General features: G+C 42.3%; 25 protein-coding genes. 16 read left to right on the plus strand and 9 right to left on the minus strand.

Translation table 11 applies throughout. From position 1 onward, the window contains the following. Positions 1-58: 58 nt before the first annotated feature. Both KS2013_RS01160 and KS2013_RS01165 read left to right on the plus strand, forming a co-directional pair. Entirely contained in the window at positions 59-1,006 is a 948-nt protein-coding gene (locus KS2013_RS01160; protein WP_068988597.1) for a DUF523 and DUF1722 domain-containing protein, read from the plus strand. Continuing rightward, the gene (locus KS2013_RS01165) at positions 1,003-2,376 is read left to right on the plus strand and encodes a cryptochrome/photolyase family protein (RefSeq protein WP_068988598.1); all 1,374 of its coding nucleotides are present in this window, start codon (positions 1,003-1,005) and stop codon (positions 2,374-2,376) included. The genes KS2013_RS01160 and KS2013_RS01165 overlap by 4 nt, the downstream gene beginning before the upstream one ends. 5 nt (positions 2,377-2,381) lie before the next feature. On the opposite strand, the gene KS2013_RS01170 is transcribed toward KS2013_RS01165, so the two are convergent. Together KS2013_RS01170 and KS2013_RS01175 are read right to left on the minus strand one after the other, a co-directional pair. After that, positions 2,382-2,939 (minus strand): chalcone isomerase family protein, encoded by a 558-nt coding sequence (locus tag KS2013_RS01170; protein ID WP_068988599.1) that lies wholly within the window; start codon positions 2,937-2,939, stop codon positions 2,382-2,384. Continuing rightward, a complete protein-coding gene (locus KS2013_RS01175; protein WP_228703690.1) occupies positions 2,936-3,499 on the minus strand; it encodes a nuclear transport factor 2 family protein in 564 nt (187 codons plus the stop codon). Before KS2013_RS01175 ends, KS2013_RS01170 begins: the two co-directional genes overlap by 4 nt. Positions 3,500-3,672: 173 nt before the next feature. On the opposite strand from KS2013_RS01175, the gene KS2013_RS01180 reads away from it, so the two are divergent. Genes KS2013_RS01180 through KS2013_RS01215 form a run of 8 tightly spaced genes read left to right on the plus strand, consistent with a single transcriptional unit; the run spans position 3,673 to position 11,496 of the window. Continuing rightward, a complete protein-coding gene (locus KS2013_RS01180; protein ID WP_068994266.1) occupies positions 3,673-4,518 on the plus strand; it encodes an acyl-CoA desaturase in 846 nt (281 codons plus the stop codon). Between the two features lie 2 nt (positions 4,519-4,520). Next, the gene (locus tag KS2013_RS01185; RefSeq protein ID WP_068988602.1) at positions 4,521-5,783 is read left to right on the plus strand and encodes an NAD(P)/FAD-dependent oxidoreductase; all 1,263 of its coding nucleotides are present in this window, start codon (positions 4,521-4,523) and stop codon (positions 5,781-5,783) included. Next, on the plus strand, positions 5,770-6,564 hold the full coding sequence (locus KS2013_RS01190; RefSeq protein ID WP_068988603.1) for a DUF1365 domain-containing protein: 795 nt from the start codon (positions 5,770-5,772) through the stop codon (positions 6,562-6,564). The genes KS2013_RS01185 and KS2013_RS01190 overlap by 14 nt, the downstream gene beginning before the upstream one ends. 9 nt (positions 6,565-6,573) lie before the next feature. After that, positions 6,574-7,857, plus strand: a complete 1,284-nt coding sequence (locus tag KS2013_RS01195; RefSeq protein WP_228703692.1) for an SAM-dependent methyltransferase — start codon at positions 6,574-6,576, stop codon at positions 7,855-7,857. After that, positions 7,839-8,393 carry a DUF2878 domain-containing protein gene (locus KS2013_RS01200; protein WP_068988604.1) on the plus strand — a complete coding sequence of 185 codons (555 nt, stop codon included), beginning with the start codon at positions 7,839-7,841 and terminating at the stop codon, positions 8,391-8,393. Before KS2013_RS01195 ends, KS2013_RS01200 begins: the two co-directional genes overlap by 19 nt. Next, entirely contained in the window at positions 8,383-9,171 is a 789-nt protein-coding gene (locus KS2013_RS01205) for a DUF1295 domain-containing protein (protein WP_068988606.1), read from the plus strand. Before KS2013_RS01200 ends, KS2013_RS01205 begins: the two co-directional genes overlap by 11 nt. A 24-nt stretch (positions 9,172-9,195) precedes the next feature. After that, entirely contained in the window at positions 9,196-10,209 is a 1,014-nt protein-coding gene (locus tag KS2013_RS01210; RefSeq protein ID WP_068988607.1) for an SAM-dependent methyltransferase, read from the plus strand. 9 nt (positions 10,210-10,218) lie between these two features. Beyond that, positions 10,219-11,496, plus strand: coding sequence for a sensor histidine kinase (locus tag KS2013_RS01215; RefSeq protein WP_068988608.1), 1,278 nt, complete (start codon positions 10,219-10,221; stop codon positions 11,494-11,496). On the opposite strand, the gene KS2013_RS01220 is transcribed toward KS2013_RS01215, so the two are convergent. Both KS2013_RS01220 and yhbY read right to left on the minus strand, forming a co-directional pair. Beyond that, positions 11,493-12,185 carry a response regulator transcription factor gene (locus KS2013_RS01220; RefSeq protein ID WP_068988610.1) on the minus strand — a complete coding sequence of 231 codons (693 nt, stop codon included), beginning with the start codon at positions 12,183-12,185 and terminating at the stop codon, positions 11,493-11,495. The genes KS2013_RS01215 and KS2013_RS01220 overlap by 4 nt on opposite strands. A 16-nt stretch (positions 12,186-12,201) precedes the next feature. Continuing rightward, on the minus strand, positions 12,202-12,498 hold the full coding sequence (gene yhbY, locus KS2013_RS01225) for a ribosome assembly RNA-binding protein YhbY (protein ID WP_068988613.1): 297 nt from the start codon (positions 12,496-12,498) through the stop codon (positions 12,202-12,204). A 94-nt stretch (positions 12,499-12,592) separates the two neighbouring features. On the opposite strand from yhbY, the gene rlmE reads away from it, so the two are divergent. From rlmE to KS2013_RS01255, 6 genes are all read left to right on the plus strand, one after another. Continuing rightward, on the plus strand, positions 12,593-13,216 hold the full coding sequence (gene rlmE / locus KS2013_RS01230) for a 23S rRNA (uridine(2552)-2'-O)-methyltransferase RlmE (protein WP_068988616.1): 624 nt from the start codon (positions 12,593-12,595) through the stop codon (positions 13,214-13,216). Positions 13,217-13,347: 131 nt separating this feature from the next. Further along, positions 13,348-15,273: an ATP-dependent zinc metalloprotease FtsH gene (ftsH, locus tag KS2013_RS01235; RefSeq protein ID WP_068988617.1), complete on the plus strand. Its 1,926-nt coding sequence runs from the start codon at positions 13,348-13,350 to the stop codon at positions 15,271-15,273. Between the two features lie 52 nt (positions 15,274-15,325). Next, positions 15,326-16,144 (plus strand): dihydropteroate synthase, encoded by an 819-nt coding sequence (folP, locus tag KS2013_RS01240; RefSeq protein WP_068988618.1) that lies wholly within the window; start codon positions 15,326-15,328, stop codon positions 16,142-16,144. 11 nt (positions 16,145-16,155) lie between these two features. Further along, on the plus strand, positions 16,156-17,481 hold the full coding sequence (gene glmM / locus KS2013_RS01245) for a phosphoglucosamine mutase (RefSeq protein WP_068988620.1): 1,326 nt from the start codon (positions 16,156-16,158) through the stop codon (positions 17,479-17,481). 115 nt (positions 17,482-17,596) lie between these two features. Then, complete coding sequence (locus KS2013_RS01250; RefSeq protein ID WP_068988621.1) at positions 17,597-18,733, plus strand: OmpA family protein; 1,137 nt, start codon at positions 17,597-17,599, stop codon at positions 18,731-18,733. Positions 18,734-18,847: 114 nt separating this feature from the next. Continuing rightward, positions 18,848-19,243, plus strand: a complete 396-nt coding sequence (locus tag KS2013_RS01255) for a CBS domain-containing protein (RefSeq protein ID WP_068988623.1) — start codon at positions 18,848-18,850, stop codon at positions 19,241-19,243. Positions 19,244-19,271: 28 nt separating this feature from the next. On the opposite strand, the gene nqrM is transcribed toward KS2013_RS01255, so the two are convergent. The 5 genes from nqrM to KS2013_RS01275 form a co-directional block, all read right to left on the minus strand. Further along, positions 19,272-19,496 (minus strand): (Na+)-NQR maturation NqrM, encoded by a 225-nt coding sequence (gene nqrM, locus KS2013_RS11810; RefSeq protein WP_071890095.1) that lies wholly within the window; start codon positions 19,494-19,496, stop codon positions 19,272-19,274. A 165-nt stretch (positions 19,497-19,661) separates the two neighbouring features. After that, positions 19,662-20,675 carry an FAD:protein FMN transferase gene (locus KS2013_RS01260; RefSeq protein WP_068988627.1) on the minus strand — a complete coding sequence of 338 codons (1,014 nt, stop codon included), beginning with the start codon at positions 20,673-20,675 and terminating at the stop codon, positions 19,662-19,664. A gap of 74 nt (positions 20,676-20,749) precedes the next feature. Beyond that, positions 20,750-21,976, minus strand: a complete 1,227-nt coding sequence (gene nqrF / locus KS2013_RS01265; protein WP_068988628.1) for an NADH:ubiquinone reductase (Na(+)-transporting) subunit F — start codon at positions 21,974-21,976, stop codon at positions 20,750-20,752. A gap of 18 nt (positions 21,977-21,994) precedes the next feature. Further along, complete coding sequence (gene nqrE / locus KS2013_RS01270; RefSeq protein ID WP_046560429.1) at positions 21,995-22,603, minus strand: NADH:ubiquinone reductase (Na(+)-transporting) subunit E; 609 nt, start codon at positions 22,601-22,603, stop codon at positions 21,995-21,997. Further along, on the minus strand, positions 22,603-23,238 hold the full coding sequence (locus KS2013_RS01275; protein ID WP_068988633.1) for an NADH:ubiquinone reductase (Na(+)-transporting) subunit D: 636 nt from the start codon (positions 23,236-23,238) through the stop codon (positions 22,603-22,605). Before KS2013_RS01275 ends, nqrE begins: the two co-directional genes overlap by 1 nt. Between the last annotated feature and the right edge of the window lies 1 nt (position 23,239).

Raw genomic sequence — 23,239 nt, forward strand, 5'->3', positions numbered from 1 at the left:
GTTGAGGTGTAGTTAGAAATTCACGCACTTTTCACGACGATGTCACAATAATTACCATATGAAAAAGATACCTATAGCTATTAGCTCGTGCCTGCTTGGTAACGAAGTCCGCTATGATGGTGGGCACAAACAATCGAAATACTGCCTAAATACATTGAGCGACTGGTTTGATTACAAACCTATTTGTCCTGAAATGGGCATAGGTATGCCTTCGCCACGCCCTCCAATTCACCTGGTCGAAAAAGGGGATAGCATTCGCGTCGTTCAAGTTGATGATCACGATGTTGATGTTACGGAAGAACTGAAAGGTTTTGCGCGCAAGCGGATCCCAGAACTGGACCGGATCAGCGGCTATATAGTGATAAGGAACTCTCCAAGTTGTGGCATGGAAAGAGTCAAGGTTTATCATGAAAACGGCAATCCGGCGGGAAAATCTACGCGTGGGGTTTATATCGGAGAGATAATGAAGCAACGCCCTGAGCTACCTGTCGAGGAAGAGGGGCGCCTACAGGATCCCAAGTTAAGAGAAAACTTTATTACTCGAGTATTTGCTTACGAAGATTTCCAAGAGAATGTTAAGGCTAATCCAACCATCGATAAGCTGGTTAAATTTCATAGTCGTTATAAATATCTGGTAATGGCTCATTGTTATGAGGATTACAAGGAACTAGGTCGACTGGTAGCAAACCAGGATGGGTTAGCTACCGCTGAAATAATTGATAAGTATGAACTAGGCCTGATGACGAGTTTAAAAAAAATCGCTAATCCAAAGTCCCATAGTAATGTTCTGTATCACATTATGGGTTATTTAAAGGACAGCCTGACCAGTGAGGCCAAGCAGGAGCTGGTTAACGTGATAGAACAGTATCGTAAAGGAATGGTGACGTTGATAGCCCCGGTTACTTTAATCAACCATTACATAAAACAGTTCGGAAATGATTATATAGCTAGTCAGGCTTATCTGGACCCCCATCCCATTGAGTTAGGATTAAGAAATTATATATGACGGTTTCAATTGTATGGTTTAGACAAGATATAAGAGTAGAAGATAATCCTGCATTACATTACGCAGCCAAAAATGGGAATGTAATCGGGCTATATATAGAAGCGGAAGAACAACGTAAGGAACATGATGAGTCCGATGCCAAAGTGGGCTTAATCTATGATTCTCTACTGAAGCTAAGAGAGCAGTTGAATAAGCTCAATATTCCACTGCATATTGTCAAAGTAGAGACCTTTAAAGATCAAATAAAAACCTTAGAGAATTGGGTAGACGAAGTTTCTGCTGAGGGCCTGTATTTTAATAATGAGTACCCCTTGAATGAAAAAAAACGAGATAACGACGTCGAATCTAGGATTACAAAAAAAGGGTGCCGGGTGGAGCGTTATGATGGCGATCTAGCAGTCGAGCCCAGCGTCATCAAAAATAAGCAGGGTGAACCCTATAAAGTATTTACACCTTATAAAAAAGCGTGGGTCGAGCAGCATAAAACAAGCCGTTTGAAACCACTGGATGCCCCACAAAAGCAACAGTATTCAATAGAAAAACAGGTAACCGATGACTTTTCCAAAAACTATCGGGATGATATTTGGCATCCTGGTCCGATTGCAGCTATGGAAAGATTGCAGAGATTTCTGGGTAAAGTTGAAGAGTATAAAGCCAACAGGGATATACCGTCGCTATCTGGAACAAGTTTATTATCACCTTACCTGGCGATCGGGGCAATATCTGTCCGTCAGTGCATCTTTGAACTGTACCAGCATTATAATCAGGATGAGGGAAAACTCTACGGTGACAAATGGCTGTCGGAGTTAGTGTGGAGAGAATTTTATCGGCAGATATTGATCGATCAACCTGAAATAACAAGGCATAAACCGTTTAATCCAGATGCAAAGGAAGTATGGGTCGATAATCAGGAGGCCTTTGAGGCGTGGAAGAAAGGCAAAACGGGTTTTCCTATTATTGATGCAGCCATGAGGCAGCTCAATCAGACCGGATGGATGCATAATCGATTAAGAATGAATGCTGCCATGTTCCTCAATAAGCTATGTCTTGTCGATTGGCGCTGGGGTGAGAAGTACTTTATGCAGCAGCTAATTGATGGGGACTTTGCATCGAATAATGGTGGATGGCAGTGGTGTTCATCGACAGGAGCTGATGGTGCTCCTTATTTCAGAATAATGAGCCCGTTGTCACAGTCAAAGCGGTTTGATCCCGAGGGAGACTTTATCCGAAAATTCGTACCGGAACTAGAGTCATTGGATAAACACTCGATACATGAGCCAAGTGACGAGCAACGAACTGAATTGGATTACCCAGCACCAGTTATCGATTATAAAGAGTCCAGGAAGAGGGCACTGGAGCTACTAAGCTAAGAGTATTAGTCAGTTAAAGACTGATTAGATTTTAATTTTTCGTGTAGTTCCTGGAACTGGCTATCCATTGATTCCTTGCCAAACCAGACTTTCAGATACTCTGAATCACAGCTGGTATCGGTCATTTCTGTGATGTACTGATTATTTAGATAAAGCTTTAACCCTTCATCCTTAATCAGGTACAGGTCGTAATAATCACCATCACTAACGTCTTTGTAGGAATTGTTGAGTTGACTATAACGGTCAAAGCAGCGCTGCTTCTCTTCCGGGCTCAGGTTTTCTTCAAGGTATTCAATCGCACCCTCGGTAAACTGCTGTCCTTCGACCTCTCGAAGGTAAGCAAATCTGAGCAGCTTGGTTTCATCGTCAAATATACCGCCCACTGAACCACAGTTTTTGTAATAGATACCGACATTGACTATGTCGAAGAAAATGCCTTTGGTTACTTTTTCTTGGGCGCACAGTTCAAAGGTTTGATTATTGTGATTAATGCTGGCGGGCAGCTCTGCGAACACAGCAGAGCTGAAGAGTAAACCAGTTACTATAAAAAGCTTATAAATCATAGACTGTCTCTAACCTTACGGACGAAATAGCCAATGTAAGGCAGGTGCTGGTAAAAGCCTTCTGCACCGTCCCAATAGTCTTGGTGAAGGATGATCTTGCCATCTTCATTAAAACGTAACTGGGTCATGCCGATCGAAACTGAGTTGATATCACGACCTTTCGCGGTAAATTTCATAACCATTTTCCAACGAAGGTAGTAATCGGTATCACTTTTACTGACATCCAGTATTTCCACAGTGGTAGTTTCTACATTTTCTGCAGTTTCTTCCATGTAAGGAATGAGCTCTTCAATATCAGTAAAAGTTTTAAAGGTGTCGTTAAAGTAAAACTCTTTGGCGTATACATCCCTAATCACTTCTTCTCTGGCATCTTTATGAAAATTTTTGAAAAGATGACCGAAATGTTCTGCTGGATCCTTGTGATCTGAGGTGGCAGGAATGGTCTTAATAACATCTAGAAAATTATTAACGCGATCGTTATACATACGCTCCTCGGTTGTTGAGCAACTGGCTAGAAACAACGAAAATATGACGACTACTGTAATATGTATTGCTTTCATATTGAACCATAATCAGTTTATGATGTTACAAATAATATAAAAGGGACTATGTCAAATATTTGTGAAGTCAGCTTTTCACAGTAAATTCACAATTCCAGTCTTAGTCTATAGGGAAGGTTCAACAAGTGTTAAAACAATTGAAACAGTGGTTTGATAACAGTGCTTTCCAGGGGATGTCTGAAGACGTCGTCGACTGGCCTCGAGTAATACCTTACATCCTTTTACACTTATCCTGTCTACTTGTGTTCGTAGTGGGAGTAAGCTGGATTGCTGTAGTCATTTGTTTGGCAAGCTACTTTATCCGAATGTTTGCTATAACAGCGTTTTACCATCGATATTTTTCCCACAAAAGCTTTAAAACCAGCAGGCTAATGCAGGCTGTATTCGGGTTTCTAGGAGCTACAGCCACGCAGCGAGGACCTCTTTGGTGGGCAGCTCATCACCGCCATCACCACAAGCATGCAGATACTGAAGAAGACGCCCACTCACCGAAGCATGGCTTTCTCAGGAGCCATACACTGTGGTTCTTAACAAAGAAAAACTTTCCTACCAGAGAAGAACGGGTAAAGGATTTACTGAAGTTTAAGGAACTGAGGTGGTTAGATCGGTTTGATGTATTGCCCCCTGTTATCTATGCAGCGTTGATTTTAGGTCTGGGCGCTATTGTTGAGAGCGTTTATCCCGAGCTGGGTGCTACTAAATGGCAAATTTTAATTTGGGGTTACTTCATTTCTACCGTTTTATTATCACATGTGACGTTTTTAATTAATTCCCTGGCGCACAGGTGGGGCTATAGGAGTTATGAAACTGAAGATGATAGTCGTAACAATCCTTTGCTGGCATTACTGACATTAGGAGAAGGGTGGCATAACAATCACCACAAATTTCCGGCGTTAGCACGACAAGGCCTCAAATGGTGGGAAATAGACATCAGTTATTACATCCTGTTAAGTATGGAGAAGCTTGGTTTGGTATGGGACTTAAAGAAAACAAATAAAAAACTCTCTCAGGAGTCATAGCATTGAAGGTTGCAGTTATAGGCGCTGGTATCTCTGGGATATCAGCCGCAGAATACTTGAGTGAACACTGTGAAGTAACCCTGTTCGATAAAGAAGACCGAGTGGGCGGCCACGCCGATACCCAGACCATTGAGATAGATGGGGATACTATCAATGTTGATACTGGTTTCATTGTATTTAACCCAGAGAATTACCCCCGTTTCTATGAACTAATCAATAAGTACAATGTGAACTATCAAGATAGCGATATGAGCTTCGCTGTCAGCAACAGACTATCAGGGCTGGAGTATAACGCTACCAGCATAAAACAACTTTTTTGTCAGAAAAAGAATCTGCTTAACCCAAAGTTCTATCGAATGATTATGGATATTACTCGGTTTTATCGCGAGGCAGGCGAGTTACTCAAGCCGGAATATCCAACACCAGAAATAAGCCTTGGTGATTATCTGGCTCAAAATCATTACGGTGATTATTTTATTCATGAACATATTATTCCTATGGCTAGTGCCCTCTGGTCTGGTGAAGCAGATTTAATCATGGAGTTTCCAGCAAAATATCTTGTTTCTTTTATGAATAATCACAAGATGATGCAGGTCAGTGAACGTCCGGTATGGAAAACCATCACCGGTGGCTCTAAGCAGTATCTAAAAGCTATTACCAAGCAGGCTGCTTTCAAAGTAAGGCTAGGAGCCGTAATAAAAACGATAAAACGTAAAGACGATACTGTAACGCTTGTCCTTGATAGCAGTGAAGAACGTTTTGATGCAGTTATTTTGGCTTGTCACAGCGATCAGGCACTCAAATTACTGGAGCAGCCGAGCACGTTGGAAGATGAAGTATTGTCGGCCATTCGCTACCAGAAAAATGAGATTTGTCTGCACTGGGATGAGAGGTGTCTACCAAAAAATAGACAAGCCTGGGCAAGCTGGAATGTGATCAAAGACGGTAAGCATACAGATAAGTGTACGGTCAGCTATTACATGAATCTATTACAGTCTTTGCCTACAGAAATACCAGTCATTGTCAGTTTGAATATGAATGAAGATATAGATCCTTCAAAGGTTTGGAAATATATTGAGTATGACCACCCCGTTTATACACAGGCGACCATTGATGCACAACGTAAAAGAAGTTTGATTCAGGGTCAAAATAACACCTATTTCTGTGGTGCTTACTGGGGATGGGGTTTCCATGAGGATGGGGCTAGAAGTGGACTGGAGGCTGCAAAGGAGCTATTGAGCAGCATTAATCATGTTACAGAATAGTTTAGTCGAAGGTTGGATTCGACATAGGCGATATCAGCCAAAGCGTCACGAATTTAATTACGGTATGCATTGGACATTACTGGATCTGGATACAGTACAGGAGCAGTTCAAAAATTCGGCATTATGGTCAGTGGAGCGCTTTAATCTAGTGTCTTACCGAGCCGGAGATTTTCATTACGGACTATCAAAAGAAGCTGCCCCCGCGGTAAAAGAACCAATAGCCAATAAGCTGGCCGTTTATAACAGCATCAAAAAGAAAACTGGAAAAACTTTTTCAGGCAAAGTGTACATGCTGTCCCACCTGAGAAGTTATGGCTATAACTTCAATTCAGCGTGCTTTTATTTTTGTTATGAAGAGGAAACACTGAAGTTTATTATTTGCGAAATAACCAATACCCCTTGGGGAGAGCGTCATAGCTATGTCTTAGATTGTGAAAAGAGTAAGCGTGGACACGTAAGGGATCTTTATCAATTTGAATTTGATAAGCAATTCCATGTGTCACCGTATATCAGTATGGATATGCTTTACCGTTGGACTTTTAAAATTAATAAAAGTGGGCTAAGAGTTCATATGGTGGTTCTTAATCAGGCAAAAGCAAAATACTTTGACGCCACCTTCACAGGAAAGTTTGTATCTTTAAACAAGAAAACTATGAACAAATTGGCAACTCGATATGCGCTACAGCCTTTAAAAATGAGCTTAGCGATTTATTGGCAAGCAATGAAATTATGGCTGAAACGAGTGAAGTTTTACGATCATCCGAAACATAATGAGCAATAGGAGTAAGCGATGCCTGAAGCATCTCGCGCAAAGAAAATGACATCAGTGGCTGGTAAGACTGGCAAGCCAGAGCTGACCGGCATGCTTAAAACCATTCGAAAGCAGGTTAAAAGCCATTTAAATAACATTGAAGATGGCTTCCTGACAATAACCGATCCGCTTGAGACTTACGCTTGTGGAGCACAGCAGGCTGATTTATCAGTTAATATTTCTATCCGAGACATGGATTTCTACCGTGCGGTAGCGCTAGAAGGTAGCAATGGTGCTGCTCAGGCCTACATTGATGGAAAATGGACGGTCGATGATCTAACTTCCCTGGTACGAATACTGGTTCGCAACATCGAGGTACTAGATGATATGGAAGGCGGACTGGCCTGGCTGAAAAACAGCATTCTGAAAATTTGGCATTACTTCAACAAGAACAGTAAAGAGGGCAGTAAAAATAATATTGCTGCGCATTATGACCTGGGTAATGACTTTTTTAAGTTATTTCTGGATAGCCATATGATGTACTCCTCAGCTATCTTCTCTGACAATACTGCTAGCCTGGAAGAAGCTTCAGATCTGAAGCTTAAAACCATATGTGAAAAATTAGCATTGAAGCCAGAAGACCACCTGATTGAAATAGGGACCGGCTGGGGCGGCATGGCTATTTACGCTGCCAAAAATTATGGCTGTAGCGTGACCACTACAACGATTTCTGAAGAGCAGTTTCAATATGCTAAGGCTCGTGTCGAGGAAGAAGGACTAACTGATAAGGTCACTGTTATTAAACAAGATTACCGTGATTTAAAAGGTCATTACGATAAGCTGGTATCGATTGAAATGATTGAGGCGGTTGGTCATCAATATTTAGATACTTATACCCAGCAATGCAGCAGGCTGTTAAAACCTGATGGAATAGCATTAATTCAGGCTATTACTATTCAGGATGAGCGTTATGAACAAGCATTGAAATCAGTCGACTTTATCAAACGATACATTTTTCCTGGTAGTTTTATTCCATGCGTATCAGCGGTGGTATCAAGTGCAGCAAAAAATACTGACTTGCGTTTAATCAATTTGGAAGATTTTGGCGAAAGTTATGCTAAAACTTTAAATCATTGGCGAGAGCGATTCTTACATTCTCTAGATTCAGTTCGAGAGCAGGGTTTTAGTGAAGAGTTTATTCGTATGTGGGATTTTTACCTTTGCTATTGTGAGGGTGGCTTTATCGAAAAATCGATCAGTGACACTCATATGTTATTCGCCAAGAGTAAGAACATGAGGCAGCAATGGCTCGCATTAAACTAACTAACAATCTGGTTAACTTTGTACTGTTTCAGGCAGTTTGGGTGGGCTTTGTTGTTGGTGGATCCCATGACATGATTTGGTGGGGAGTTATTGTGCTGACGGGCATGCTGTTGTGGCAGCTATGGCCGTCGAGACGAGCTGACAACGATATTAAACTTATTCTTACCAGCATGGCCGCAGGCACTGTTACAGGTACTATCTGGTCCGTGACCGGCCTGATTGATTTTAAGAGTCACTGGCCAATAGACTATTTATCTCCTTGGTGGATTATTGCACTGTGGGCTTCTTTTGGAGCCGCATTAAATCATTCTCTTTCCTGGCTACAGAAAACACCTTGGCTAGCAGCTATTTTTGGAGCTATAGGTGGGCCAACTTCATATGCAGCAGCGAATCGGTTGGGAGCTATAGAAATTAACAATTTTTGGTTCACACTAGGTTTGATGTCGGTAGTCTGGTTTGTGGCTGTTTTTATTTTGATGAAAGTTGCTTTAGCGGACCCCTCCACAAAAAGCAGGGGGCTGGCCGATGTCTGGTAGTGAGTTACTATGGCTGATGCTTGGCATCAATATTGTCGCACAGCTCTTAGCATGGATGTGGCAGGTAAAAACAAGGCATGCTGATATTGCCGATATAGTATGGTCAGGGATGTTGGCTTTTAACGGTATAGTCTTTTTTATACTGAGTGATGCCAATGCTATCCACCGATATGCCTTGTTAGTGATTCCCGTTGCCTGGTATCTGAGACTCTTCTTTCACTTAGTGTCCCGTTATGACTTGCAGCATGAGGACGGACGCTATCAGCATTTAAGAAGCCACTGGAATGAAAATACACAGGTAAAATTTCTGGGTTTCTTTATTGGACAGGGATTACTGATTAGCTTGTTCAGTATTCCGGCATGGGCGCTATCTTATGAGAATGCACCTTTTGATACTTTTGATGTTATTGGGATAGCCCTGGTGGCTATTTCATATCTTGGGGTGTGGCTATCAGATAAACAACTAGCGGAGTTTAAAAAAAATAAAGCGGAAAGTGAGACAGTTTGTCGCAAGGGTCTATGGCGATATTCGCGACACCCAAATTACTTTTTTGAATGGCTGCATTGGTTTGCATATCCATTGTTTGCCTTGAATAGTGACTGGGTATGGTTACTTTGGATTTACCCGTTCTTAATGCTGTGGTTTTTAATCAAGCTCACAGGTATTCCATTTAATGAACAACAAAATTTACGCAGCAAAGGTGAAGACTATCGTCAATACCAAAAAGAGACGAGTATGTTTTTTCCAATGCCAGTTAAGAACTCTGATAAGGAGTAAGAAGTGATAAAAACGTTAATAAAAATGATGGAATCAGGGAAGCTTCCGGATTCAATAATAAGAGCGGGAATCAGAAAGCTGTGCGAACAGCGGTTAGATGAAGAGCATGTTAACGATATTGAAAAACAAAGTGAGCAATATCAAAGATTCTTAACTGAGTTACGGAAAAGCCAACTGGCGATCAAAACGGATAAAGCCAATGAGCAACATTATGAGGTGCCCGCTGAGTTTTATCTGAAAGCTCTTGGTAAGCACCTGAAATACAGTGGTTGCTTATGGACGGAACAGACAAAAAATCTGGATGAAGCCGAAGCTGAAATGCTGGAGCTTTACACTCAGCGCGGAGAGTTTGAAGACGGTCAGGAGATTTTAGAACTTGGATGTGGATGGGGTTCTCTGACATTATATTTGGCCGCAAAGTATCCGGAAAGTAAAATCACGACGCTCTCGAACTCTAACTCCCAGAGAGAGTACATTGAGGCTACTGCGAAAGAACGAGGTTTAAATAACATTACCGTTATTACTGTCGATATCAATGATTTTGACACAGAAGAGCGGTTTGATCGGATTGTTTCGATAGAAATGTTCGAACACATCAGAAACTATCAGCACCTCTTTGATAATGTATCAAAATGGCTGAAAGACTCTGGGAAGGTGTTTATACATATATTCTGTCATCGTTATTTAATGTACCCGTTCGAAGAGGAAGGGGACGATAACTGGATGGGTAAGTACTTTTTCAGTGGGGGCCAAATGCCGGCTGCTGATACGTTTTTGAATTTTCAGCAAAGCTTGTGTCTTGATGAACGGTGGCTTTTGAGTGGTCAGCACTACGAAAAAACCTCAAATGCATGGCTTGAAAATATGGATAAACACACCGCTGAGATAATCACGTTATTTAAAACAGTGTACGGTGAAAGTGAGGCAAAAATTTGGTTGCAGAGATGGCGTATTTTCTTTATGGCGTGCGCTGAGTTATTTGGTTATCGTAATGGTAATGAGTGGTTGATCGCACATTATCGATTTGTAAAAAAATAGTAGGCCATTATGGGAAAAAAGCAACGAGGTATACATCATAAACTGATTAGAGCTATGGCGATTCAGCTGGTTCTGATTAGCGGAGTTACTTTGTTGAGTGTATATGGAGCAGGTAAGGTTGTTGAAAAGGTGCTGATAAAAGAAGCGCTGGACGGTGAAGCTGAGTTTTACTGGAGTCACTACAAGGAAAATCCAGATTTTAATTTGCCCAGCACACTGAATTTAACAGGATATATGGAGAGTGCTGACAACCCTGACTCAGTCCCAGAAGATATCGCCCGGTTACCGATAGGGTATCAGCGGCTTGAAACCAGAGAAAAGAGACCGCTGGTTCATGTATCCGAAAAATATGGCAAAAGATTATATCTTGTATTTGAAGAAGGGCAGGTTGCTAGATTAGCCCTCTTTTTTGGTATAACACCGTTGGCTTTAGTTTTAATGATCATTTATTTGCCAGCATGGATAAGCTACCTGATGGCAAAAAGAGCTGTGTCTCCAGTAATTAAGTTATCGCGTAAAATGGAAACGGTCGATGGTGATCATGGTTTTGAAATAGACTTTTCTGATATTGAAGAAAACGCGGACGCAGAAGTAAAAGTATTGTTGGACGCATTCAGGCAATATGCTCATAAAGTCTCAGAGTACATTGAAAGAGAGAAAAACTTTACTCGCTACGCCAGTCATGAACTGAGAACACCTCTTGCCGTCTTAAAGGGATCTTTAGCTGTATTAGACCGTCAATCATTAGAGTCCAGGCAGCAGGCTGTGGTAGATAGAATGCGGCCTATGATTAAAGAAATGGAAGATTTGCTGGAAGCACTGTTGCTACTTTCACGGGAGCAGAAGCCTGAGGTATCAAAGGAACCCATTGTTTTGAATGAATTGGTTAGCCAGCAGGTAAGACAAATTCAAAAACTCAATGCACACAAACAGATTACGGTATTGACTGACTATAAGAATAGTATTGAGCGAGTATTACCCGAACGTTTATTCTGTATTTGCATTAATAATATTATCAGTAATGCCTTTAACTATACTGAAAACGGTACTATTAAAATTACCATAGAGGACAGTTCTATCATCATCGAAGACACTGGCTGTGGCATACCTTCCACAGCACTGAAGCGGATCTATGAGCCTTTTTATAGAGTCAATCGCGACAGCAGTAAAGTGAAGGGTTTCGGTCTGGGGCTTTCGATTGTCTACCGAATTTGTGAGCAGATGGACTGGAAGCTGACAATCGAAAGTGTGCCGGAGGAAGGTACTAAGGTTAGTTTGGTGCTTTAGCTTTGTTCCTCGGGCGCTACTATTTTGATTCCTATACTGGGCACAGTTTCTAGTAAAGAGCAGTCAAAAGGTTTATCAATGACTTTCCTTAGATTATAAAGGTGGCTACGTAAAACGTCGCTGTTCGGAACGATATCACCCCACAATTCCCGCTCAAGCTCTTCTCGAGTAACCAGCTCAGGAGAGCGACGCATAAGCATCTTGAGAATTTGTAACCCTGTAGGCGACAGCTTTAGCTTCTGACCAGCCCGGGTAACCTGCATGGTTTTAGGGTTTAGTTCTAAATCGTGTATTTTGAGAGGCTTACTGCTGAACTCACCTTTATGGCGCTTTATAATCGACTGCAGCCGGGCGTTAAGCTCTTCGAAGTCAAAGGGCTTAACCAGATAGTCATCGGCCCCGGTGTCAAAACCTTCCAGCTTATCTTTCAATTGATCTCTAGCAGTCAGCATGAGAATTGGGATATCAGACTCTTCTTCTTCTCTTATTTTGCGGCATATTTCATAGCCATTCAGACCCGGTAGCATGATGTCCAGAATCAAGGCATCGTAATCGTTCGATTTGGCCAGGTTCAGTCCAGAGGGACCATCGCTGGCATAATCAACAATATAACCGCACAGTTCTAAAAACTCGCCTGTGGTTGCTGCCAGCTCGGCATGATCTTCTACCAGGAGTATGCTGTATGCCACAAAAAGACCTTATTCGTTATTTGGGTAGAACGATTTTTACATCATCTGAGCGACGGTACAAGGCTAAAATGTGCCCAATGACCTGCACTTGATGTGCATTACATTGCTTGCAGATGGCTTCAATCATTGCCTTTTTATCATCACGCTCTTCGGTACGGATGCGTACTTTGATGAGTTCGTGGTGATTTAAGGCGTTATTGATCTCTTCGATAACGTTTTCCGTTAAGCCTTTATCACCAACCATAACAACGGGTTTTAACTTGTGTGCTTTACTGCGTAAGAATTTAATCTGTGATTTGCTAAGTTGAGACATTTAATTAACTTAATAGTGAGAATTGAAGTTATTTTAACGTAAAAAAGGTACAATAGAGACCTTATTTTATTGAATACAAGTAAATTTCTAGGTTATGTCTCGCAGTAAAAGCAGCCAGCGTTGGATGAAGGAGCATTTTGACGATCCCTACGTTAAGCGATCGCAGAAAGAGGGATATCGTTCTCGTGCGGTGTATAAGCTGGAAGAGCTGGATAAGAAGTATAAATTGATAAAGCCAGGGTGTACTATTGTGGACTTGGGGGCTGCTCCGGGGGGCTGGTCACAGTATGCCGCCTATAAGGTCGGTGATAAAGGGAAAATATTCGCTTTGGACATACTCCAAATGGATCCGCTGCCTGATGTTGACTTTATTAAGGGTGATTTTCGAGAAGAAGCAGTATTAAATCAGCTTATGAGTGCAATCGGTGAGCAGAAAGCAACCCTTGTTTTATCGGATATGGCCCCCAATATGAGTGGGATGGATGCCATTGATCAGCCAAAGGCCATGTACCTGGCTGAATTGGCACTGGAGCTGGCGAGAGATGTTTTAAGTCAGGGTGGAAGTTATGTGGTCAAGGTTTTTCAGGGAGAGGGCTTTGACGAATATATTCGAGAGTGCAGGGCAAGTTTCAGTAAAGTGATGATTAGAAAGCCAGATGCATCACGTGATAGATCTCGTGAAGTTTACGTTATAGGCCAGGGTTTTAAAGGCTTTTAGACTGGCTAAAATAATTATGATAGATGATGTTACGTTTTGTTAAGATATTGGGCTTATCAATTTCTTTAAGCGTGGCATAATGTTGAGTCAGAATTTAAAGACAGCACGCTGTCAAAGTTGAGGTTCTAATTTTGAGCGATTTAGTGAAAAATATTCTATTTTGGGTAATAGCGGCAGTAATTTTATTTGTCGTGATTGACGCTATTCAGGAAAAACAGCTCGATGATAGTAAAATTGCTTTTTCTGAGTTTGTAGAAAAGATTGAAGCACAAGAAGTTGAGGATGTTGTCATTGACCCTAACAGTGCCGTGGTGTCAGGCAGAGACTCGGGCTCAAATAGCCAGGTTAGAGCTGAAATACCTGCGGGTGGCTCTGAGAAGCTCAACGAAATTTTATTAGATAATAAAGTAAAGTATTCAGGTAAAAAACGCGAGAGCGGCGGTTTTGGAACATTCCTACTGAGTTTCGGCCCCATCCTTCTGCTAATAGCCGTGTGGATCTATTTCATGAGACAGATGCAGGGCGGCGGTAAAGGTGGCGGAGCCTTGTCATTTGGTAAAAGTAAGGCTCGTATGCTGAGTGAAGACCAGGTAAAAACCACTTTTGCCGACGTTGCCGGTGTTGAGGAAGCAAAAGAAGAAGTTGGAGAGCTAGTAGACTTCTTGCGTGATCCTCGTAAATTTCAGCGACTGGGCGGGAAAATTCCTCGCGGTGTTCTAATGGTTGGTCCTCCCGGTACTGGTAAGACATTATTGGCAAGAGCAATCGCAGGCGAGGCGAAAGTTCCTTTCTTCACCATCTCAGGCTCTGATTTTGTAGAAATGTTTGTTGGTGTTGGTGCGTCACGTGTGCGGGATATGTTCGAGCAGGCCAAGAAGCATGCGCCTTGCATTATCTTTATTGATGAGATTGATGCGGTAGGTCGCCATCGTGGTGCGGGCCTTGGTGGTGGTCATGATGAGCGCGAGCAAACATTGAACCAATTATTGGTAGAAATGGATGGTTTCGAGGGTGGTGAAGGCGTCATCGTCATTGCTGCAACCAACCGACCAGATGTTCTTGACCCTGCACTTTTACGCCCTGGACGTTTTGACCGACAGGTTATTGTTGGCCTTCCAGACATTAAGGGCCGAGAGCAAATTATCAAAGTGCACATGCGTAAAATACCGATTGACGACGATGTTGAGCCAAGCTTGATTGCGCGTGGTACACCGGGTTTCTCAGGCGCGGATTTAGCCAACCTTGTTAACGAGGCTGCACTATTTGCAGCGCGAGATAACAAGCGCACAGTGGGTATGGAGCAGTTCGAGAAAGCCAAGGATAAAATATTGATGGGAGCGGAACGTCGCTCGATGGTCATGACGGAAGAAGAGAAGCGTAACACTGCCTATCATGAGGCTGGTCACGCAATCGTAGGTATTCGAGTTCCAAGCCACGACCCTGTCTATAAGGTTAGTATCATACCGAGAGGGCGCGCTCTTGGTGTTACCATGTACTTACCGGAGCAAGACAAGTATTCACTTTCAAAAGAAGCTTTAGAAAGCCAGCTTTCATCGCTTTTTGGTGGTCGAATTGCAGAGGAGTTATTGAATGGACCCGATAAGGTAACAACAGGTGCTTCAAACGATATCGAAAGAGCAACGGATATCGCCCGCAATATGGTTACGAAGTGGGGTCTTTCAGAAAAATTAGGGCCTTTATCTTATGCTGAAGATGAAGATGAAGTTTTCTTGGGTCGTTCAGTAACTCAGCACAAGAATATTTCTGATGATACAGCTCGTCTGATCGATGCAGAGATTAGAGAAATTATCGACCGTAATTACGAGCGGGCTAAGAAAATATTGAATGATGATATTGATAAGCTGCATGCTATGGCGGAAGCATTAATGAAGTACGAGACTATTGATGCACAGCAGATTGATGACATCATGAAGGGTGAGGATCCTCGACCACCAGCTGACTGGTCTGATAAAAATGTTAAAGCGAGCAAAGAAGGGAACAATACCTTAGAGCAGGAAGAGCCTGAGAGTGACACTCCCGAGAAAACAGAGGATTAAATCAAAATAAGGGCCCCTCGAGGCCCTTTTTTCATGGAGCCTTAACTTTTCAATGAAGACATTAGAATTATTATTGTCACAAAACCGTCCTCTAGTTATGGGGATTCTTAATACAACACCCGATTCCTTTTCTGACGGTGGCAAATTTCTAAAGCAAGGTGACGCCATAAAGCAGATTGAAAGGATGCTAAAATGTGGCGCTGACATCATTGACATTGGAGGGGAGTCAACCCGCCCTGGCGCGGCTGAAGTCCCGGAGCAGGAGGAGATTGAGCGGGTAATGCCGTTGGTTGAAGCTGCAAATAAAATGGGGGCAGTGGTCTCTGTAGACACTAGTAAAGCAAGTGTTATGAAAGAAGCCTTAGCTCAGGGTGTTGAGCTAATAAATGACGTCCGAGCGCTACAGGAAGAAGGAGCGATAGAGGTAGTTGCAAACAGCCGTGCCCATGTATGCCTGATGCATATGCAGGGAAGTCCAAGGACGATGCAACAAAATCCGACTTATGAAGATGTTACAAACGAAGTTAAGGATATGTTAAGGCAACGAATTGCAGTATGTACTAAACACGGAATAGAGGCGAAAAGAATCATCATTGATCCGGGTTTTGGCTTCGGCAAAACGTTACAGCATAATTGCCAATTAATGCACTTACTGGATGAGTTAAAGGAACTTGAGTGTCCGATTCTTGTAGGGGTATCAAGAAAGAGGATGATAGGCGACATTCTTGATAGAGAAGTAGATGATAGAATCATTGGAAGCGTAGTAGCTGCGGCTTATGCGGCACAAAAAGGTGCAAAGATTTTACGAGTACATGATGTTGACGAAACGGTACAAGCAATCAAAATTGTTCAAGCATTCGAAAAACAATAATAGGAAAGGTAATGAGTGAAAGAAAATATTTTGGAACAGATGGAATACGTGGAACGGTTGGAGAGTTTCCAATTACCCCTGAATTTGTATTAAAGCTTGGCTGGGCTTTAGGACAAGTTTTAGGTAATAGTGGAAAAGTTGTTATTGGTAAAGATACTCGTATCTCTGGATATATGTTTGAGTCGGTTCTTGAAGCAGGTTTAACTGCGGCAGGGGTCGACAGCTTATTAGTAGGGCCAATGCCAACACCAGCAGTTGCCTACTTAACTCGTACATTAAGAGCTGATGCAGGTATCGTCATCAGCGCTTCTCATAATCCTTATCATGATAACGGTATTAAGTTTTTCTCTGCTGATGGTACTAAGTTCCCAGACGAAGTTGAACTGAAAATTGAAACCCTGCTTGATGAAGAGATGCAGACCCTGGACAGTAAAAACTTAGGGAAGGCTTTTCGAATCAATGATGCCCCCGCTCGATACATTGAATTTTGTAAAGCCAGTTTTCCCAATGATTTGTCATTAAAAGGACAGAAAGTAGTGGTAGATTGTGCACATGGAGCCACTTATCACATCGCACCATTTGTATTTAGAGAGTTAGGTGCTGATGTAATTGAGATTGGTAATAAGCCGGATGGTTTAAATATTAATCTTAATTGTGGGGCTACAGCAACAGGGAAACTTGCAGAGAAGGTTATAGCAGAGAAAGCCGATCTAGGCATTGCTTTCGATGGAGACGGCGACCGCGTCATGATGGTAGATAGTCAGGGACGTCTGGTCAATGGCGACCAGCTCATCTGGTTACTGGCAAAGTATTTGCAAAACAATGATGAGCTTAAAGGCGGTGTTGCAGGAACGCTGATGACAAATATGGCAGTTCAAGTAGATCTTGAGAAAATGAAAGTGCCATTCATTAGAACAAACGTTGGTGATCGCTACGTGATGCAGGCTTTAAAGAAGCATGATTGGAAATTAGGAGGCGAATCGTCTGGGCATGTAATATGTCTTGATTATAACTCCACCGGAGATGGGATTATAGCTGCATTACAGGTATTAAAAGCAATCGATGGAATGGGTTTCAGCCTAGAGCAGTTTGTGGATGAGCATCCATTGTTCCCTCAGACACTGATTAATGTCAGGGTAGAAAATGCTGAAAAAATTCTATCTAGCGACAAGCTTAAAAAGGTAATTGCTGAAGTCGAAAGTGACTTGTCAGATTCCGGGAGAGTTTTAATTCGGAAGTCTGGGACGGAACCATTAATACGTGTAATGGTTGAAGCTGAGGACGAAAGTAAGGCAAAAAATTTCGCAGAAAAGATTGCGAACGTTGTAAAAGCATAGGTATAGAAAATTGTAAAATTATACAAACTTGAGTATATTTTCATTGTAACTCATTGTTTCATGTATAATATCATCACTCTTGAAACAAATAGGAAAAGGAAAAGAGGGTAACACTATGAAGAAAAAGCTAATAGTAGCAGCATGCATGTTGGCACTAGGTTCAACGGCATTTGCAGAAGAAGGTGACGTGAAGGACCGCCATGGATTTTATGGTTATATAGGTCTGCATGATCTAGATTTGGATGTTCATAGAGATACGAGTGAAAGGATCGGTGGAGATTTTGGTCTAGGTTGGGCTTTTAATAAGAACTGGCAGATCGAAGGTTTGTACCAATATACTGATGACATGTACAACAATACTCTGGGCAGCCGCACAGATGTATTAACTTACAGCTTAGATGTTCTTTACAACGATACGGGCTGGATTGGTAGTGCAGAAACTCATCCCTTCCTGAAAGTAGGTTATGGACAACATGATGATAAGTACGGTGTTTATCACCCAGACTTTGAAGATGAGTTCTACAAAGTTGGTTTAGGTATGCAGCATTTTGCTAATGACAACGTATTCATGCGAGTTGGTTTCGACTTTATGGATTCAGGCGAGCGTGGCGATGATCATTATGCTTATTTCAATATTGGTTACTTTTTTGGTGAAACTGTTAGAGCAGCTGCTGCACCAAAGGTAGAAGAAACCCCAATGGTTGAAGCCAAAGATTCTGACGGCGATGGTGTATTGGATGCAGATGATCGCTGCCCGGGCACCCCTGCAGGAGCTGCAGTTGATGCATATGGGTGCGCTCTAGACAGCGATGGCGATGGAGTAGCAGATTACAAAGATGCATGTCCTAATACTGAAGCTGGCGCACAAGTCGACGAAAAAGGTTGCAAGATTCAGCCAAAAGAAGAAGTTGTTGTCGATATGCGTTTGAACTTCGATACAAATAAATACGCAATCAAGCCAGAGATGGTTTCTGAAATAGCTAAAGTAGCAGAGTTCCTACGTCAATATCCTGACGTGAATGCAGAAATACAGGGACACACGGATAGCGTTGGTTCTAATCAATATAACCAGGGTCTTTCTGAGCGTCGAGCAAACTCTGTTAAAGATTATTTAATCGATAACTTTGGTATTGAAGCGACTCGCTTAACAGCCGTAGGATACGGTGAAGAGCGCCCGATCGGTGATAACTCGACAGAAGAAGGTCGTGCTTTGAACCGTCGCGTTGAAGCCAGTGCTCAAGCAATGAAGTAATTATTGGTTGATATCGAAATGAACAAAGCCCGGCGTATGCCGGGCTTTGTTTTTTTAGGCAAATAAGCTACTATCAAAGTGAGCAATAATAAAATTACTTAAAAGGAGTTGCCAATGCTTAAATCGGTTACAGTCCGTGATTACATGACTTCGGCAATGATTACTTTAAAGCCAGAAACAGACGTTGTTGAAGCAGCGCAAACTATGATGGAGTACAGATTAACCGGTGCTCCTGTTCTCGATAATCACAATCGCTTAGTTGGTTTTTTATCAGAAAAAGATTGTTTACACACAGTACTGAGTGCTATATATCACGGTGATCTTGGCGACCGAGTAATGGATCGTATGAGTAAAAGCGTTAAAACTGTTCACCCTGATGACAGTATTGCTGATGTCGCAGAGCGCTACTTACAAGATAATTGTAGAATGTATCCTGTAGTAGAAAAAAGTCAGCTTGTGGGAATGATCTCCCGTCAGAGTATTCTAAAAGCTTTTCAGCACTTTTCTTAATTGTTACAAGAAGGTGGAAGAGGTTTGGTTACTCTTCCACTACAGTTACATCAAGTCTGTGCTCGTTATTTCTTAGGCGGGCCCTTTTCTTGGCACAAGGCTTCTCACAGTCACAGGCCTTCTCAATTCCTAACGCGTCAAGGCCACCACAGCTGCCACTGATGCGTTTTTGCTGAAAGATATATCCTATAGCCATAATTACGATTACGGCAACAAACAGGATGAATGCGAGTATGAATGTACTACTTGTCATATTGAAAAGGATTAAGGACTAATTGAAAGATATTTTATCACAGCTTCAGGGATTATTTATAGGGTAAAAAGTGGACAATTTATTGTCAGGTTAGAAAGATAGGGAGCTTAAAACGACTACAGTTTTGCGCCATGAGCTTATCCACTTTTATCCATTTTCTTTAAACTAATTTAACGCACCGTTTATGATAAATGGTGTAAACCATTCCGTCTCATCAGTCTGGAGTTCGTCACCCAAGTGATTGATAAGGAAAATTGGCAGACGATGCTTATTAGCAAAAGCTATAGCCTTTTCTTTTCCCATAACCGTTAGAGCAGTGGCATAGGCATCGGCATACATATTGCTTTCATGGATAACGGAAACAGAGGTTAGGTTATGAGTAACAGGGTGACCGGTTTTGGGATCGATAGTGTGTGAAAAGCGTAAGCCATCGACTTCAAAATAGTTACGGTAGTCACCAGAAGTAGCTATCGAAGTATCAGCAAGACCAATAATCAGCATTTGCTGTTGTTTCAGGTCAACTGGCTTCTCAATAGCAATTCGCCACACAGCGCCTGCAGGATTCACTCCCTTGGCTACCGTTTCACCACCTATTTCAACCAGGTAATTATAAACACCATATTGCTCTACTATAGTTGCAACCTGGTCAACACCATAACCTTTGGCAATGGCAGATAAATTGATAGTAATAGCTGGAGTCTGTTTACTTATACACTGACTGTTATGATTGTAGTCGAGTTTATCGGTACCTACCTGCTGTAACAGTTGCTGGATTTCACTGTCCGATGGAACTTTTATGTCATATTCCTCTACATTAAATCCCCAGCGGGATATCAGTGGTCCAAGAGTAATATCGAATGCACCGTTGGTTTCAAGATAAATCTGTTTGGCAGCAACTAGAACTTCCCACGTCCTATCAGAAAACTTAAAACAGGAGCTGTCCTTAAGTTGATTAAAGGTATTGATTTCACTATCAGGGATATAGGTAGACATCAGCTGGTTTATATCCTTCAATTCCTGCTCAATATCTTGGTACAGACTCTTGGTGTTAACGCCTTCTGACTGCACTATAACGCTATAAGTGGTCCCCATCGTACTGCCGGTAATTTTGGTATATTCAGGCTCTTCCGCGCAGGAGATGAGGAGCAGTAAAAGGAAGGATAATATCGATAAACGCATAGGTATAACCTTGATAGTTAACGAATATAAAAAAGGCGGCTCAAGGCCGCCTATTTTAGAAGAGTTGCTGGTGATTAGCCACCAAAGTCATCTAGCAAGATGTTTTCAGGCTCAACACCTAGATCTTCCAGCATTTTAATACAAGCTGCGTTCATCATTGGAGGTCCGCACATGTAGAACTCGCAATCTTCAGGAGCTGGATGATCTTTCAGATAGTTGTCATACAGGACATTATGGATAAAGCCCGTGTAACCTTCCCAGTTGTCTTCAGGAAGTGGATCTGAAAGGGCAACGTGCCATTCGAAGTTTTCGTTTTCTGCCGCAAGCATGTCGAAATCTTCTTCATAGAACATTTCGCGCTTACTACGGGCACCATACCAGAATGTTATCTTACGATCAGTCTTGATACGGCGAAGCTGATCGAAGATATGCGAACGCATTGGAGCCATACCTGCACCACCGCCGATAAACACCATCTCTGCGTCGGTATCCTTCGCGAAAAACTCACCGTATGGACCAGAAATAGTTACTTTATCACCTTCTTTAAGGTTCCAGATATAAGAGGACATTTTACCTGCTGGCAAAGACATATCGCGAGGCGGAGGCGTTGCGATACGTACGTTAAGCATAATAATGCCTTCCTCTTCTGGGTAGTTGGCCATTGAGTAGGCACGAATCACTTCTTCTTTTGACTCAGCCTCAACGTCAAATAGGTTGAACTGTTCCCAATCCGAGCGATACTCTTCAGGAATATCGAACTCGCTATACTTAAGTTTATATGGTGGGCACTCAATCTGAATATAACCACCAGCTTTAAATGGAACACTCTCACCATCAGGAATACGAAGTACAAGCTCTTTAATGAAAGTAGCTTTGTTATCATTAGAGATAACCTCGCACTCCCATTTCTTAGTGCCAAATACTTCTTCTGGCACTTCGATCTTCAAATCCTGTTTAACTGCCACCTGGCACGATAAGCGATAACCCTCGGCTGCTTCACGCTTGGTAATATGGCCTTCCTCAGTTGGAAGGATTGAGCCACCACCCTCAGTAACTTTACAGATACACTGACCGCAAGTACCACCGCCACCACAAGCAGAGGATACAAAGATACCGTTATTAGCTAAAGCACCGAGCAATTTACCACCAGCTTCTGTAGTGATCGACTTTTCAGGATCCTCGTTGATTTCGATTGTAACGTCACCAGTAGCTACCAATTGCTTACGGGCGAACAAAATCACCATCACCAATGCAAGGATAACTACGGTAAATAAGGCAACGCCTAGAATAATTTCACTCATTAGTTGTTTCCTTATAAATTACAATTTAATACCAGAGAACGACATGAAGCCGATTGCCATTAAGCCAACCGTAATAAAGGTTATGCCAAGGCCTCGAAGACCATCTGGTACGTCTGAATACTTCATTTTCTCACGAATACCGGCTAGCGCGGCGATCGCTAAGGCCCAACCGAAGCCAGAGCCCAAACCAAAGACAACCGACTCAGGGAAGTTATAATCTCGCTCGACCATGAATAGTGAGCCACCCATGATGGCACAGTTCACGGTAATCAAGGGTAGGAAAATACCCAGTGATTGATAAAGCGCGGGGAAAAACTTATCCAAAGTCATTTCCAGTATCTGAACCAAGGCAGCGATAACACCGATATAAACGATTAAACCAAGGAAACTTAAGTCTGCTTCGGGGAAGCCCGCCCAAGCCAAGGCACCATCAGCAAGTAAGTAATGAACCAGTAGGTTGTTCACTGGAACTGTGATGGTTTGTACGATAATAACCGCAATACCAAGACCAATCGATGTCTGAACTTTCTTCGACACTGCCAAGAAAGTACACATTCCCAGAAGGAATGCTAACGCCATATTTTCTACGAAAACAGAGCGGATAAATAATGATAGATAATGTTCCATTATTCGCTATCCTCCACTTGGTCTTTTTTCCAGGTGCGAAGCGCCCAGATTAATAAGCCAATAATAAAGAATGAACTCGCTGGAAGAACCAACATGCCGTTTGTTTCGTACCAGCCACCGTTAGCTGTTGACGGCAAAATGGTGTAACCCAGTAGCTCGCCAGAACCAAATAGTTCACGAATAATACCAACAACGATAAGCAGTACCGAGTAACCAAGACCATTACCCAAACCATCCAGGAAGCTCATTACTGGACCATTTTTCATGGCATAGGCTTCCGCTCGACCCATCACGATACAGTTGGTAATAATCAAGCCAACGAAAACCGATAACTGCTTAGATACTTCATAGGCGTAAGCCTTAAGTACCTGGTCAACCAGAATTACCAGTGAGGCAATGATGGTCATCTGAACGATAATACGAATGCTGGAAGGTATTTGTTTTCGAATCAAACTGATTAGAAAGTTCGAAAGTGCTACAACAGTGGTTAAAGCTAAGCTCATAACCAAAGCTGTTTCCAGTTTACTGGTTACCGCAAGCGCAGAGCAGATACCCAGTACCTGAAGTGCGATTGGGTTGTTATTAAAAATCGGTGAAAATAAGACCGATTTGGCTTCATGTTTATCAAATGCCATC

This window comes from Kangiella sediminilitoris (genome assembly GCF_001708405.1).
Taxonomy (GTDB): Bacteria; Pseudomonadota; Gammaproteobacteria; order Enterobacterales; family Kangiellaceae; genus Kangiella; species Kangiella sediminilitoris.